The sequence below is a fragment of the Paenibacillus macerans genome (assembly GCF_050565405.1).
GTDB classification, from domain to species: domain Bacteria; phylum Bacillota; class Bacilli; order Paenibacillales; family Paenibacillaceae; genus Fontibacillus; species Fontibacillus macerans_B.
Window position 1 is genome coordinate 1 of the sequence record NZ_JBNYYG010000026.1, and the last position, 12,913, is coordinate 12,913.

Here is a 12,913-nt window from a genome sequence, read left to right on the forward strand (position 1 = left end):
CCATCCCGAACACGACCGTTAAGCCCTCCAGCGCCGATGGTACTTGGACCGAAGGGTCCTGGGAGAGTAGGACGCCGCCAAGCAATATTCCCTGATAGCTCAGTTGGTAGAGCACTCGACTGTTAATCGAGTTGTCACAGGTTCGAGTCCTGTTCGGGGAGCCATAAGGCCCGTTGGTCAAGGGGTTAAGACACCTCCCTTTCACGGAGGTAACAGGGGTTCGAATCCCCTACGGGTCACCATGGAGGCTTAGCTCAGCTGGGAGAGCATCTGCCTTACAAGCAGAGGGTCGGGGGTTCGATCCCCTCAGCCTCCACCATATAAACTTCACCCCAAAAAGTGAAGTTGAGTCTGAATAAAACCTTTTTACTGACGCGGGGTGGAGCAGCCCGGTAGCTCGTCGGGCTCATAACCCGAAGGCCGCAGGTTCAAATCCTGCCCCCGCAATTATCCCCAACTTCGGGGATCCTGCAATACTCTAGTGTGGAGCCGTGGTGTAGAGGCCTAACATGCCTGCCTGTCACGCAGGAGACCGCGGGTTCGAATCCCGTCGGCTCCGCCATTTATCTTCTTCGTTGCTTCATTGTACGAGCCATTAGCTCAGTTGGTAGAGCACCTGACTTTTAATCAGGGTGTCGAAGGTTCGAGTCCTTCATGGCTCACCAGTTTCATTTTTGTTATGCGGACGTGGCTCAGCGGTAGAGCATCGCCTTGCCAAGGCGAGGGTCGCGGGTTCGATTCCCGTCGTCCGCTCCATATTATGCGCCCTTAGCTCAGCTGGATAGAGCGTTTGACTACGAATCAAAAGGTCAGGAGTTCGAATCTCTTAGGGCGCGTTTCTTTGCCGGTGTGGCGGAATTGGCAGACGCGCGCGACTCAAAATCGTGAGGGAAACCGTGGGGGTTCGAGTCCCTTCACCGGCATCATTCTTAAGCCTAACTGTGAGATCGACATGAAAGGTCTCACCTTCAACTTTATACAGGATGACAATTTTCTCTACGCACTTTTGGAGGATCAATTTCTTTTCGGTTTCATTACCGGGGAGGAGTTGGTCCTTTTTCTGTTGTAGAATTACCATAATTTTTTCCCGCGACAGTCCCTGCATTCGATCCATCACCTGAATCTTCGCAAGCTCCCGTTTAAGCGTTTGCTTCTTATCAGCGTGCCCCTTTCCGTTTCACGATTACGGTCGGATGAGTTCCTGGATAATGATCCATACTTCCCGTGACCTGTTTCCTGCGGCTGCGTGTGCTCTCTTGGATATTACGTCCGGAAGACAAACGAAAGAATCTCGTCACATTATATGCAAATGATATTGATTATCATTATCGGTTGTGCTAATATAAATTTTGTTCAGTACTGAACAAAAAAGGATCGCAGTCTGGTGCTGTCACTGAACTTGGTCTGCTAACTACAAGAGAGGGGGATTGCGAAATTGGAGTTTCAAAATGATTTTAAAGGTCATCTTTACGAGCAGTATATAAAAATGCTGCATCTGAACGAGTTGTATACTGAACATGAAATTGACATGTTTCGGCAACAAGCCAAAGAGCACCAGATCGACATGCTTTCTAACAATATTACAAGTGTACACGTTATCGATTGCATCGGTGATTATGAACCTATAAACCATACCGGAATTGTGAAGAAAATGGATTTGTCCAAAGCAAGCATTACTAATATTTGTTCAAAGCTGCTGGAAACGGACTTTATTATGAAAAGTCAACTGAACAACAATCGGAAGGAGATTTATTTTAGCTTAACGGATAAGGGAAGACGTGTTTATCATTTGCATAAAAAGCTGCATCAAGAGAAAGAAGAAAATTTTTACCAATTTATCGAATCCTATTCTGAGACGGAGTTACAGACGATCGGAAAATTTATGAGTGATTTGCTGGCGCGTGCCGAAAAACTCTACGGAAGGGAAGTTAGGGAGAATGACGACCTTAAAGATTGAGGATTTAAGATCCAAGATTGAAGGGAAAGAGATTTTAAAAGGGCTCACATTGGAGATTCATGGCGGAGAGATTCATGCGATTATGGGGCCTAATGGGACGGGAAAAAGCACATTGGCTTCGGCCTTAATGGGCCATCCCAAATACGAAGTTACGGATGGCAAGGTGACATTGGACAATGAAGACCTTATGGAGATGGAAGTGGATGAGCGTGCCCGGGCGGGCTTGTTTCTCGCGATGCAATACCCTAGTGAAATTGCCGGCGTAACGAACTCGGACTTTCTCAGAAGTGCCATCAATGCACGGCGTGAAGAAGGTGAGGAGATCTCCTTAATCCGTTTTATCCGTGAAATGGAGAGCAAAATGAAAGGGCTGGAGATGAATCCGGAATTCGCGCATCGTTATTTGAATGAGGGATTTTCCGGCGGCGAAAAAAAGCGAAATGAAATTTTGCAAATGATGCTGCTTGAACCCAAGTTTGTGATTCTGGACGAAGTGGATTCCGGGCTTGATATTGATGCCCTGCGTATTGTGGCGAATGGTGTAAATGAGATGCGCAGCCCGGATCGAGGTTTTTTAATCATCACCCATTATCAACGCCTGTTGAATTATATCACCCCGGATTTTGTGCATGTCATGATGCAAGGTCGAATTGTCAAATCCGGCGGCCCGGAGCTTGCCCATCGTTTGGAGGCTGAAGGGTACGATTGGGTAAAAGAGGAGCTTGGGATTACGGATGAGACGGTCGCAGAAGAAGTTTAAAAGCTGAGGAGGAAAAGCAAGTGGGGACACAAGCCATAAATTTAATGAACGCGAACGCTTTACGCGCTTGGTCAAGTGCTATAGGTGAGCCTCATTGGCTGCTTGAACGTCGAATTCAGGCACTCAAGCTGGCAGGGACGCTGGAGCTGCCTAAAGTGGAGAAAACTAAACTTGAGAAATGGGATATCTACGAAACAGGAGATTACAAAGCGGAGAATCCGTGGTCATGTTTGGAAGATGCGCCGGAGGTTGTTCGAGGTTTGGTTGCTTCTCCAGTGAAAGGGGGACTGATCGTTCAGGTCAATTCGGATGTAGTGTATACGGAATTGTCCGAGAGCTTAGCCGCCCAAGGAGTTATTTTAACGAACTTGCACACTGCGGCAAAAGAGCATGAGGAATTGGTTCAACGTTATCTCTATCAGGCAGTGAAGCCGGAAGAGCATCGTTTATCAGCTGCACACAGCGCCTTATGGAGTGGTGGCGTTTTTCTATATGTCCCGGACGGTGTCGAGGTTGAAGCGCCGATTCAAACGATCTTTCTTAACGATACAAGCGGGGTGCGTTTCGCTCCTCACGTCTTAATTGTGGCCGGGAGCAACAGCAAGATCATTTATGTGGATCATTGTTTGTCGAGCGGGGATGATGTCAAGGCATTGCATAACGGTGTGGTTGAGGTCTTTGCGGGAGCGGGCTCTAAGGTGCAAGTCGCTTCGGTTCATCAGCTTGCTGTAGCAACAACGGATTTCACCGAGCGGCGGGCGGTTGTTCTTGCCGATGGGGCGGTGGAATGGATTATCGGCGAAATGAATAAGGGTTATACCGCCAGCGATACCAAGACATTGCTTCAAGGCAATGGGTCGGTATCCGACACGAAGGTGATTGCGATTGGCACGGGCATTCAAAAATCGAGCTACACAACGCAAGCCCGGCATTTTGGCAGAAGCTCGGTGAGTCAGATGATTACGCGTGCCGTCATGCTTGATGAAGCTACCGCCATTATCAACGGAATTACAAAGATTGAAAAAGGCGCAACCCATTGCGATGGTCAGCAAACCGAACGCGTGCTTATGTTAAGTCCTAAAGCGCGCGGCGATGCCAATCCGATCCTGCTGATCGATGAGGATGATGTAACCGCCGGCCATGCTGCATCCGTGGGGCAGGTCAATGCGGAACAAATCTATTATCTGATGTCGCGCGGGATATCACGGAGTGAAGCCGAATATCTTGTTATTTTCGGATTCCTCGCGCCTGTCATTTCGGAAATCCCGCTGGAGGCAGTTCGCGGTCGTCTGCAAGATTTGGTGGAGAGCAAGCTCGGCAGATCCTAGCAAATCAAATGAGTCCTGGAAAGTTAAAAGGAGTGTTACTAATGGCTAAAAAAGCGCCGGATATGGGCGAATATAAATACGGGTTTCGCGACGGGCACCAGTCTATTTTTCAATCCGGAAAAGGTCTGACTGAAGAGATTGTCCGGGAAATATCCCGAATCAAGGAAGAACCGGAATGGATGCTCGATTTTCGGCTGAAAGCTTTGAAACAATTCTACAAAATGCCGTTGCCCCAATGGGGAGCGGATTTGGCCGGGCTAAATCTGGATGACATCCAATATTACGTTCGTCCTTCTGAAAAGCAGGGAAAGACCTGGGAGGAGGTTCCTTCCGAGATCAAAGCCACCTTTGATAAGCTGGGGATTCCTGAAGCGGAGCAAAAGTTCCTGGCAGGCGTATCCGCTCAATACGAGTCGGAAGTCATCTATCACAGTATGCAGAAGGAGCTGGAGGAGCAGGGCGTTATTTTCCTTGATACGGATACGGCCTTAAAGCAATATCCTGAAGTGTTCAAGCAATATTTCGGAACGATCATCCCGCCCGCTGACAATAAATTTGCAGCGCTTAACAGTGCGGTTTGGTCGGGCGGCAGCTTTGTATACATTCCGCGGGGCGTTCAGTGTGAGGTTCCGATACAAGGGTATTTCCGTATTAATTCCGAAAATATGGGCCAATTCGAGCGGACATTAATTATTGCCGAAGAGGGAAGCTTCGTCCATTATGTTGAAGGATGTACAGCACCTATTTATAGTACCAGTTCTCTGCATAGCGGAGTTATTGAAATTATTTGCCGGAAAGATTCCCGTGTTCGTTACACGACAATTCAGAATTGGGCTCCTAATATCTACAACTTGGTAACCCAAAGGGCTGTGGCAGAGGAAAACGCCACAATGGAATGGGTGGACGGCAACATCGGCTCCAAGGTAACAATGAAGTATCCGGCTGTAATATTGAAAGGAAGAGGAGCCAAGGGGTCCATCCTTTCCATTGCCGTAGCTGGTAAAGATCAGCATCAGGATGCCGGCGCGAAATTGAATTGAGTAAACAAATTTCTAAATCAGGGACATTTGCAGCAATCTCTTGATCTCATCTACCGAAGCGACTCTTCCCATTATTTTTACTTGATCGTCAATAACTAGAGCCGGTGTTTTCATAACACCATAAGACGCGATATCTTTAAAGTCCTGAACCTTATCGAAGCTTGCCTCGATTCCGAGCTGTATCACCGCTTCACGGGCATGTTCTTCTAGTTTTTTACAGTTGGCACATCCAGAACCCAAAATCTTAATCATCATCATCATTCATCCTCCAATTGCTTTGTTTTAGTATAGCTAAACGAAAAGTTAAACGTAAATATTAAACAAATAGCCAACAACGATAATCGCTATGCCAGTAATCAAAGTGAAAACGCCAATGAGTTTGGGTTTGATGACTTTGCGAAGCAAAATTATCTCCGGCAAGGACAAGGCCGTGACCGCCATCATAAAGGCCAGTGCTGTTCCCATTCCAACGCCTTTTTGAATTAATGCTTCAGCGATCGGAATGGTACCTAGCGCATTAGAGTAGAGGGGGATTCCTGCAATAACGGCGATAACAACAGCAAACGGGTTGTTTGGTCCTGCAATTTCTCCCAATAGTTCTGAAGGAGCCCAACCATGAATAAAGGCGCCAATCCCAATTCCGATCAATAAATAGATCCAAACTCGCCGTATAATATCCTTAACGCTATCCCAAGACATCCGAACTCTCTCTTTAATCGACGGCCGATAAATTTCCATTTCTCTAGTAGCGCTTACCTGATATACGTATTCTTCCACCTGTTTTTCCATATGCAAGGCACCTATAATCATTCCTCCAATAACACCAACCAATACACCTAAAACAACATAAATCAAGCCAATTTTCCAGCCAAATGAAGCTACCAACACAGCGAAAGCAGCCTCATTAACAATCGGTGATGTAATAAGAAAGGAGAAAGTCACTCCAAGTGGAATGCCGGCTTCTACAAAACCGATAAAAATCGGTACAGAAGAACAAGAGCAAAATGGCGTTACGGTTCCAAGTAAGGAAGCCATAATATTGCCCTTTATTCCTCCAAATCGCTCCAATATTTTCTTGGTGCGTTCTGGAGGAAAATAACTGCGTAAATAAGTAATAAGGAAAATCATGATTCCAAGTAAAATCAAGATTTTTATCGTATCAAAGAAAAAGAAATGGATACTGGATCCTAATCTCGTATCCATGGAAACACCAAAGACAGATTCTACGAGCCAGCGGATCAAAAAATCTAACCAATTAAACATCATGACTCATCTCACTTTCAATCTACAATTATAGATAGGCGTCTAGATTTTGATCCGGGGCTAAAGAGAAAATGGTGTATTTTTTTTCTTTTCGGGACCGGACAACACCTCCACGTTCCAAAAATTGTAGATGATGTTTCAGTGTAGAAGAGGGAATATTTAATCCTGCAACCAGCTCACAAAGACAGCAATCATGCACTCTTAAAATGCCGATGATTTTTAGTCTGGTTTCATCGCCCAAGGCTGCAAAAAATTGAGCCCGATTGATTAATTTATCTTTATCCTTTAGTAAAGGAAGGGCATCCAGCGATTTATTGAGCGCAGCGGCCATTTCATCATCACTTCTGGGACGCCAATCTTGTTGCATTGCATGGTCCATAACGTATACCTCCATTCGCATTGTTTCTATGACTGAATTATAAAACTAATTTTTTAGTTTTGAAATGCGATATTCGCTACATATCTTGACAAAATTGAGAACATTGAAGCCTCTTTCATGAAGGGGCATTCAAGTAAAGACTTTTAGAATAACTTATATTATAATACAATTATATAAATATGTGTTTTTGAAAATTAGCGCCATCTCTGGAGGGGAACACTCATGGATACATTAGATACAATGGCCGAGACCTTTAAATTGTTGGGAGATAAATCCAGACTCACGATCCTGGGACTATTGAAAGAAAGGGAGCTTTGTGTTTGCAACATTGTGGATATCCTTCAGATGTCACAACCAAGCATAAGCCAACATTTGCGTAAAATGAAGGCAGGGGGATTGGTAAGCGAAATCAGAAGAGGGAAGTGGACCTATTACTCTTTGACGATTGAGGATAAGCCTTATGTCAAAGACGTTTTGAATCATATTCCTTCCCAAGCCGCGATGATTGATTGGCTGGACCAACAAACGGCCGCTTCGGTTTGTGATTAATTGCGGTTCAATAAAACCAGTTTATACCCGATACCTTGAACGCGTTTAATTTGTATCGTGTTTTGATGCGGCTCAAGTTTTTTGCGCAGTGAGCTGATATAAACATTTACGATTCGTGGACTACCCTTGTACTCCGTTCCCCATATGGAGTCGAGAAGAACTTTACGCGATAAGGGCAAGTCGGCTCGTTGGGAAAGAAAATGCAAGAGCTGAAATTCCTTCGGGTTTAGATCAATGATTTGTCCGCTTGATTCAACCTCATATTTATCCGGGGAAATCGTTAATTCTCCGATTTGATAATAACGTCTGGAGTAGGCAGATTGCTCCGGACGTTTATTTTTATGGGTTCTTCGGATCACGGTTTCGACTCGGGCCATAAACTCCGCCATTCCAAACGGCTTTCTTACAAACTCGTCAGCCCCACTCTCCAAAGCTTCAACGATAACCTTCTCCTGATTCTGATCCGACAAAATGATAACGGGTACTCGATTGTTCTTTTGTCTTATCGTCCGCAAAATTTGAAGCCCGCTTTTTTCGCCATTCCTGATAAGGTCGAGAATAACAAGATCGAAGGAAGCATTCAACGCATCGTTAATGCCGAGTTCTCCGTTAGGGATAACTTCAGGCACGTAATTTTTCTCGGCCAGTTTTTGCGCGATGAACTCACCAGTTATTGCTTCATCATGGATAATAAGGGCTCTATGAGTCATGGGATTCCCTCCTTTTTCATATAACGCTTCCCCCAACATCTTCATTTAGCAGTGTATTTATTCAATGTATTATGCCATAATCATATAAACATTATCTTATATGAAATTCAAGATGAATTTAGAAATATTCTAGGAAATCAAACGAAAACTATTTATTTTACATAGATATTACAAAACGAGAATATTCTTCAAACATTCAAAATATACGATCACATCGTAACATAATTATATTTGAATGGGAGAGGGTCTTGTTGTTGAAGAAAGGGTTAATGATTTTGCTGATTACTGCCACCGTGAGTATGCTTGCGGCATGCGGTCAATCCAATGATCAGGCTAATCAAGGAGCCGGTAACACGGAAACGAATGGACAAAAAAGTTCAGCGGCACCATCGAATTCTGCAGGAGAGACAAAACTGTCGGGTCAAATTGAAATCGACGGTTCCAGCACCGTGTTTCCATTAACGGAAGCTGTAGCCGAAGAATTTAGTAAAGAGCACAGCGACGTGCGGGTTCCGGTAGGGGTTTCGGGAACCGGCGGCGGTTTTAAACGATTTATTGCCGGCGAGACCGATATCAGTAATGCCTCAAGACCGATTAAAGACTCGGAAGCGGAAGCGGCTAAGGCTGCCGGAATTGAATATATCGAATTGATGGTGGCTTATGATGGTTTGTCTGTCATCGTCAATCCGCAAAATGATTGGGTAGACCAAATGACCGTGGAAGAATTGAATGCGATTTTCAAACCGGAAAGTACGGTGGTCAACTGGTCTGATGTTCGTCCGGAATGGCCAAATGAAAAGATCAATATTTTCTCCCCGGGCGCGGATTCCGGTACTTTTGATTATTTTACCGAAGCCGTAAATGGAGAGGCTCAAGCAAGCCGTAATGATGATCAGGTTTCTTTTAGTGAAGACGACAACGCCTTGGTTCAAGGTATTGCAGGAAATAAGAATGCATTGGGTTATTTCGGGTTGGCTTATTATGAAGAAAACCAAGACAAGTTGCGTTCGGTTCCTATTGTCAATGAGGATGGTACTGCTGTCGAACCTACTGTGGAGACGGTACGGGATGGATCCTACACGCCATTGAGCAGACCGCTTTTCATTTACGTCAAAACGAGCTCTTATGAACGTCCTGAGGTTAAAGAATTCGTGAATTACTTTGTTGATCATGCGGGTGAGTTAGCGACTGAGGTAGGGTATGTACCGCTTCCTGATGATAAGTTAGCTGAATCAAAAGCTAAATTGAAATAATTATTAAAGCCAATAGTCATTACGGGACGATCCCCCTTCATTTTTATGGTTATCCTTTGAAGGGGGATTTGTTTTCATCCCTATCCCAAAGGAATTTTTATAAGTGAGGAGAGTCATCCATTTGGGCGCTGAACATGAACCAAAAACCGTAAAACCAACCGTATCCTTTAGAAACGAACGAGAATCACTGATGAATTGGTTTATACCCAAGTTGCTATTCCTATTTGCATCTGTATCCGTGTTGACGACCATCGCTATTGTCTACACGCTTTTGTCCGAAACCATCCATTTTTTTCGGCTTGTATCGCCCTTAGAATTTTTCACTTCTACGAAATGGGCTCCTTTAATTGAACCTAAATCATTCGGCGTGTTGCCATTACTTAGCGGTACATTGCTGATTACGGTTATCGCCTGCCTCGTAGCCATGCCTATCGGTTTGGCGAGTGCGATCTATCTCAGCGAATACGCCCCAAGCAAAGTTCGAAAGGTCGTCAAACCCATTTTGGAAGTTCTGGCGGGGGTACCGACCATTGTTTATGGATACTTTGCGCTTAGCTTTGTTACACCCATGATTCAGTGGGTGTTTCGTGAAACCATTGGTCAGGATGTCCCTGTTTTCAACGCATTAAGTGCGGGTATCGTGGTAGGGATCATGATCATTCCCATGATTGCTTCGCTTAGCGAAGATGCTATGTTGGCTGTTCCGCGTTCACTTAGGGATGGAGCCTACGCTCTAGGGTCAACAAAGCTTGAAGTCGCTCTTAGAGTTGTCGTGCCAGCTTCGTTATCCGGTATTGTGGCTTCGTTTGTATTGGCCTTCTCCAGAGCGATTGGCGAAACGATGATCGTTACGGTAGCGGCCGGATCTACCCCAACATTAACCGGAAATCCGCTGGACAGTATTCAAACCATGACGGCCTATATCGTACAGGTGAGTCTTGGAGATACGCCGCACGGATCGGTTGAGTACGGAACCATTTTTGCGGTCGGGATGACGTTATTCGCGATCACGTTCCTGCTTAATATTTTTGCCCACTATATGGCTAAACGCTTTAAGGAGGAGTATTAGTCATGTTTGAACTGGAGAATCAAAGACTTAACCGGGCTCGCCGAAAAACCGACCTTTACTTGCATTTGCTGTTCATCGTCTGCACCTCATTTGGCATTGTCTGCTTGACGGCCTTGATCGTTGACGTTGTGATCGATGGCATTCATGCCTTATCGCCGCAATTTTTCACGAATTTCCCTTCACGGCGTCCTAAGGAAGCCGGACTCTTATCCGCGCTTGTAGGAACCGCCTACATGGTTGTCATTATGGCTCCAGTCGCTCTGATTTTCGGAGTAGGGGCAGCAATTTATCTCGAAGAATATGCGCCGAAGAATCGTCTGACTAGGCTGATTCAAATCAATATCAGTACCTTGGCCGGCGTGCCTTCCATCGTTTATGGCATTCTTGGCTTGACTCTATTCGTTCGGGCCGGCGGATTTGAACCTCTGGCGATGGGGCGTAGTATTTTGTCCGGTGCGCTAACGATGGCCTTATTGGTGTTGCCTATCATCATTGTGTCTGCACAAGAAGCGATTCGCGCCGTACCAAGATCCAGAAGAGATGCTTCGTACGCCCTGGGAGCGAATAAATGGCAGACGGTGCAGAGAGCCGTGCTCCCTTCAGCAATTCCAGGTATTTTGACCGGAGTGATCTTATCTCTGTCGAGAGCGATTGGCGAGACAGCGCCGCTTGTTATGATTGGTGCGTTAACTTTCGTAGCATTTCTTCCGGATAATCCGCTGGATCAATTCACCGTCATACCGATCCAAATTTATAATTGGATCGCAAGGCCCCAAGTTGAATTCCACGAGTTGGCTGCTGCCGGTATTATGGTGCTGCTAGCTCTTCTGATTTTGATGAATTTATCAGCCGTATTAATTCGAAATAAATACCAGAATAAAAATTAACCGGGGGAAGGATTATGAGTGCCATTATAGACATCCAAAACCTTGATCTGCACTATGGGACTTATCACGCGCTAAAGGATATTAACTTGCCTATTCAGGCCAATACAATAACTGCTTTCATCGGCCCATCCGGCTGTGGCAAATCCACATTGCTTCGTACGTTAAACCGGATGAACGATATGATCCCTGATGTGAAAATAGAAGGTTCGGTCAGGATTGGAGGCGTGGATCTGTATCAAGGGGACCTTGATGCCGAAACGCTTCGCAAGAAGGTAGGGATGGTGTTCCAGCAACCGAATCCTTTTCCGAAATCCATCTACGAAAACGTAGCATATGGCCCGAAAATTCACGGAATCACCAAAAAATTAGACTTGGACGAAATCGTAGAACAAAGTCTTCGCGGAGCCGCATTGTGGGATGAGGTCAAAGATCACTTGAAACGCTCTGCCTATAGCCTGTCAGGAGGACAACAGCAACGGCTTTGTATTGCCAGGGCTCTTGCGGTAAACCCGGCCATTCTGCTCATGGACGAAGCAACGTCCGCACTGGACCCCGTTTCAACCTTGAAAATTGAAGAACTGGTCAATGAACTGAAGGAAAAGTACACGATCGTGATGGTGACTCACAATATGCATCAGGCTGCCAGAGTCTCTGATCAAACGGTGTTCTTTCTGAACGGTGAAGTGGTTGAATATAATGAAACGGAACGATTGTTTACAAGCCCCAAAAAGCAGAGGACGGAGGAGTACATCTCGGGAAGGTTCGGCTGATGCCTGGATTATCATTATAGGGGAGAGATCAAGCCATGACGAGGCGCAAAGAGTTGGATCAAGGACTTGCGGAGCTTCAAAACTTGCTGGTGAAAATGGGGGAACGAACGGAAATTTTTGTTTACCGCTACATTGAAAGGATTGCCGATCATGCAACCAATATAGGCGAGAATGTAGTTTTTCTGGTAAACGGCCAACGTCCCGAACTGAATCCTTAACGATGAATTACCCCATTCTTTTAATTGATGAGGATCTCACCGTTGGAAGGCTCCTTAGATATAGTTTGACGAGGCAAGGGAACACCGTAGAGTGGTGCCAAAATATAAAGGAAGCCCCCCGGGCGGCTTTATCCATTTCCTTCGAAATCGTGATTTTCAATGTCGGCGGTCCGCTTCATAACGGGTTGGGGACATTGGCGAAGCTGAGCAAGATAGGGGATTTCCCTGTCATCCTTCTTAGTGATTGGAGCCAGGAAGAGGAAGTTGTTCGTGCTCTTTCGATGGGAGCGGAGGATGTGATTTTTAAACCTTTTGGCTACTCCGAACTGATGGCTCGGATCAATGCTATTATGCGGCGGGTAATGGAGAATGAACTTTATCCTCTTTCCACCGTTCAAGAAGATGAGGTGTTTCGTCTTGGCGTCATCGAGGTTTACCCTAAACGATGGGAAATCACCTATTTGGATCATCGAATCGCCTTCCGTAAGGATGAATTTTCGCTGCTTTTTCATCTGTTAAAAGAACCGGGGACGGTATTTTCCACCCAGCAATTGCAGGAAGCTGTTTTTGGAACTTACGTTTACAAAACAAATCGGATCATCTTTCTGGTTTCGGCCATTCGCAAGAAGCTGCAAGTTGCGGTTCCGTTCATTGAAATCCAAACGATTCCTTCCGTCGGTTATAAGTTGACCATAAAGTAGATTGCTGCAGACAATATAATTAAGTAATG

13 protein-coding genes, 9 tRNA genes, 1 rRNA gene and 2 pseudogenes are annotated in these 12,913 nt (G+C 45.4%); 21 read left to right on the plus strand and 4 right to left on the minus strand.

Annotated elements, in window-relative coordinates; genetic code table 11:
• From rrf to sufB, 14 genes and pseudogenes are all read left to right on the plus strand, one after another.
• Nucleotides 1-83 (plus strand): 5S ribosomal RNA (rrf, locus tag ACQ4N8_RS16095); the annotation flags it as partial.
• Nucleotides 84-88: 5 nt separating this feature from the next.
• Nucleotides 89-164: transfer RNA gene (locus ACQ4N8_RS16100), tRNA-Asn, on the plus strand.
• A gap of 3 nt (nucleotides 165-167) precedes the next feature.
• Nucleotides 168-242, plus strand: a tRNA-Glu gene (locus tag ACQ4N8_RS16105).
• A 1-nt stretch (nucleotide 243) separates the two neighbouring features.
• Nucleotides 244-319: transfer RNA gene (locus ACQ4N8_RS16110), tRNA-Val, on the plus strand.
• A 54-nt stretch (nucleotides 320-373) separates the two neighbouring features.
• Nucleotides 374-447, plus strand: a tRNA-Met gene (locus ACQ4N8_RS16115).
• 38 nt (nucleotides 448-485) lie between these two features.
• A tRNA-Asp gene (locus tag ACQ4N8_RS16120) sits at nucleotides 486-562 on the plus strand.
• A 27-nt stretch (nucleotides 563-589) separates the two neighbouring features.
• Nucleotides 590-665 (plus strand) — tRNA-Lys (locus tag ACQ4N8_RS16125).
• Between the two features lie 16 nt (nucleotides 666-681).
• Nucleotides 682-756: transfer RNA gene (locus ACQ4N8_RS16130), tRNA-Gly, on the plus strand.
• A 6-nt stretch (nucleotides 757-762) separates the two neighbouring features.
• Nucleotides 763-836: transfer RNA gene (locus ACQ4N8_RS16135), tRNA-Arg, on the plus strand.
• A 7-nt stretch (nucleotides 837-843) separates the two neighbouring features.
• Nucleotides 844-923, plus strand: a tRNA-Leu gene (locus tag ACQ4N8_RS16140).
• Between the two features lie 512 nt (nucleotides 924-1,435).
• On the plus strand, nucleotides 1,436-1,957 hold the full coding sequence (locus ACQ4N8_RS16145) for a MarR family transcriptional regulator (RefSeq protein WP_430705377.1): 522 nt from the start codon (nucleotides 1,436-1,438) through the stop codon (nucleotides 1,955-1,957).
• A complete protein-coding gene (gene sufC, locus ACQ4N8_RS16150; RefSeq protein WP_430705378.1) occupies nucleotides 1,938-2,717 on the plus strand; it encodes a Fe-S cluster assembly ATPase SufC in 780 nt (259 codons plus the stop codon). Before ACQ4N8_RS16145 ends, sufC begins: the two co-directional genes overlap by 20 nt.
• A gap of 44 nt (nucleotides 2,718-2,761) precedes the next feature.
• Nucleotides 2,762-4,045, plus strand: a complete 1,284-nt coding sequence (gene sufD / locus ACQ4N8_RS16155; protein ID WP_430705431.1) for a Fe-S cluster assembly protein SufD — start codon at nucleotides 2,762-2,764, stop codon at nucleotides 4,043-4,045.
• 41 nt (nucleotides 4,046-4,086) lie between these two features.
• A pseudogene (gene sufB, locus ACQ4N8_RS16160) lies at nucleotides 4,087-5,079 on the plus strand (Fe-S cluster assembly protein SufB); the annotation flags it as partial.
• Between the two features lie 18 nt (nucleotides 5,080-5,097).
• Here sufB and ACQ4N8_RS16165 read toward each other — a convergent pair.
• From ACQ4N8_RS16165 to ACQ4N8_RS16175, 3 genes are read right to left on the minus strand one after another with little or no spacing between them, the layout of a single operon-like run.
• Entirely contained in the window at nucleotides 5,098-5,343 is a 246-nt protein-coding gene (locus ACQ4N8_RS16165) for a thioredoxin family protein (protein WP_430705379.1), read from the minus strand.
• Between the two features lie 45 nt (nucleotides 5,344-5,388).
• Entirely contained in the window at nucleotides 5,389-6,351 is a 963-nt protein-coding gene (locus ACQ4N8_RS16170; protein ID WP_430705380.1) for a permease, read from the minus strand.
• 25 nt (nucleotides 6,352-6,376) lie between these two features.
• Complete coding sequence (locus tag ACQ4N8_RS16175; RefSeq protein WP_316140952.1) at nucleotides 6,377-6,727, minus strand: ArsR/SmtB family transcription factor; 351 nt, start codon at nucleotides 6,725-6,727, stop codon at nucleotides 6,377-6,379.
• Between the two features lie 222 nt (nucleotides 6,728-6,949).
• Between ACQ4N8_RS16175 and ACQ4N8_RS16180 the strand changes: the two genes are divergently transcribed.
• Nucleotides 6,950-7,276 carry an ArsR/SmtB family transcription factor gene (locus tag ACQ4N8_RS16180; RefSeq protein ID WP_430705381.1) on the plus strand — a complete coding sequence of 109 codons (327 nt, stop codon included), beginning with the start codon at nucleotides 6,950-6,952 and terminating at the stop codon, nucleotides 7,274-7,276.
• Here ACQ4N8_RS16180 and ACQ4N8_RS16185 read toward each other — a convergent pair.
• Nucleotides 7,273-7,986, minus strand: coding sequence for a response regulator transcription factor (locus ACQ4N8_RS16185; RefSeq protein WP_430705382.1), 714 nt, complete (start codon nucleotides 7,984-7,986; stop codon nucleotides 7,273-7,275). The genes ACQ4N8_RS16180 and ACQ4N8_RS16185 overlap by 4 nt on opposite strands.
• Nucleotides 7,987-8,237: 251 nt before the next feature.
• Here ACQ4N8_RS16185 and ACQ4N8_RS16190 point away from each other — a divergent pair, with 251 nt between their 5' ends.
• The 6 genes and pseudogenes from ACQ4N8_RS16190 (at nucleotide 8,238) to ACQ4N8_RS16215 (ending at nucleotide 12,884) form a co-directional block, all read left to right on the plus strand.
• Entirely contained in the window at nucleotides 8,238-9,239 is a 1,002-nt protein-coding gene (locus ACQ4N8_RS16190; protein ID WP_430705383.1) for a PstS family phosphate ABC transporter substrate-binding protein, read from the plus strand.
• A 190-nt stretch (nucleotides 9,240-9,429) separates the two neighbouring features.
• Nucleotides 9,430-10,308 carry a phosphate ABC transporter permease subunit PstC gene (pstC, locus tag ACQ4N8_RS16195; protein ID WP_430705432.1) on the plus strand — a complete coding sequence of 293 codons (879 nt, stop codon included), beginning with the start codon at nucleotides 9,430-9,432 and terminating at the stop codon, nucleotides 10,306-10,308.
• Nucleotides 10,309-10,310: 2 nt separating this feature from the next.
• Complete coding sequence (gene pstA, locus ACQ4N8_RS16200; RefSeq protein ID WP_430705384.1) at nucleotides 10,311-11,195, plus strand: phosphate ABC transporter permease PstA; 885 nt, start codon at nucleotides 10,311-10,313, stop codon at nucleotides 11,193-11,195.
• A gap of 14 nt (nucleotides 11,196-11,209) precedes the next feature.
• Nucleotides 11,210-11,965: a phosphate ABC transporter ATP-binding protein PstB gene (pstB, locus tag ACQ4N8_RS16205; RefSeq protein ID WP_430705385.1), complete on the plus strand. Its 756-nt coding sequence runs from the start codon at nucleotides 11,210-11,212 to the stop codon at nucleotides 11,963-11,965.
• Nucleotides 11,966-12,018: 53 nt separating this feature from the next.
• Nucleotides 12,019-12,183 (plus strand): annotated as a pseudogene (locus ACQ4N8_RS16210) (PhoU domain-containing protein); the annotation flags it as partial.
• A gap of 2 nt (nucleotides 12,184-12,185) precedes the next feature.
• The gene (locus tag ACQ4N8_RS16215; RefSeq protein ID WP_430705386.1) at nucleotides 12,186-12,884 is read left to right on the plus strand and encodes a response regulator transcription factor; all 699 of its coding nucleotides are present in this window, start codon (nucleotides 12,186-12,188) and stop codon (nucleotides 12,882-12,884) included.
• Nucleotides 12,885-12,913 lie beyond the last annotated feature (29 nt).

What these genes read in the sequence shown, in the direction of transcription:
- sufC (WP_430705378.1), top strand. Translation starts at nt 1,938, where the DNA reads ATGACGACCTTAAAGATTGAGGATTTAAGATCCAAGATTGAAGGGAAA.
- sufD (WP_430705431.1), top strand. Translation starts at nt 2,762, where the DNA reads ATGAACGCGAACGCTTTACGCGCTTGGTCAAGTGCTATAGGTGAGCCT.
- ACQ4N8_RS16165 (WP_430705379.1), bottom strand. Translation starts at nt 5,343, where the DNA reads ATGATGATGATTAAGATTTTGGGTTCTGGATGTGCCAACTGTAAAAAA.
- ACQ4N8_RS16170 (WP_430705380.1), bottom strand. Translation starts at nt 6,351, where the DNA reads ATGATGTTTAATTGGTTAGATTTTTTGATCCGCTGGCTCGTAGAATCT.
- ACQ4N8_RS16175 (WP_316140952.1), bottom strand. Translation starts at nt 6,727, where the DNA reads ATGGACCATGCAATGCAACAAGATTGGCGTCCCAGAAGTGATGATGAA.
- ACQ4N8_RS16180 (WP_430705381.1), top strand. Translation starts at nt 6,950, where the DNA reads ATGGATACATTAGATACAATGGCCGAGACCTTTAAATTGTTGGGAGAT.
- ACQ4N8_RS16185 (WP_430705382.1), bottom strand. Translation starts at nt 7,986, where the DNA reads ATGACTCATAGAGCCCTTATTATCCATGATGAAGCAATAACTGGTGAG.
- pstC (WP_430705432.1), top strand. Translation starts at nt 9,430, where the DNA reads ATGAATTGGTTTATACCCAAGTTGCTATTCCTATTTGCATCTGTATCC.
- pstA (WP_430705384.1), top strand. Translation starts at nt 10,311, where the DNA reads ATGTTTGAACTGGAGAATCAAAGACTTAACCGGGCTCGCCGAAAAACC.
- pstB (WP_430705385.1), top strand. Translation starts at nt 11,210, where the DNA reads ATGAGTGCCATTATAGACATCCAAAACCTTGATCTGCACTATGGGACT.
- ACQ4N8_RS16215 (WP_430705386.1), top strand. Translation starts at nt 12,186, where the DNA reads ATGAATTACCCCATTCTTTTAATTGATGAGGATCTCACCGTTGGAAGG.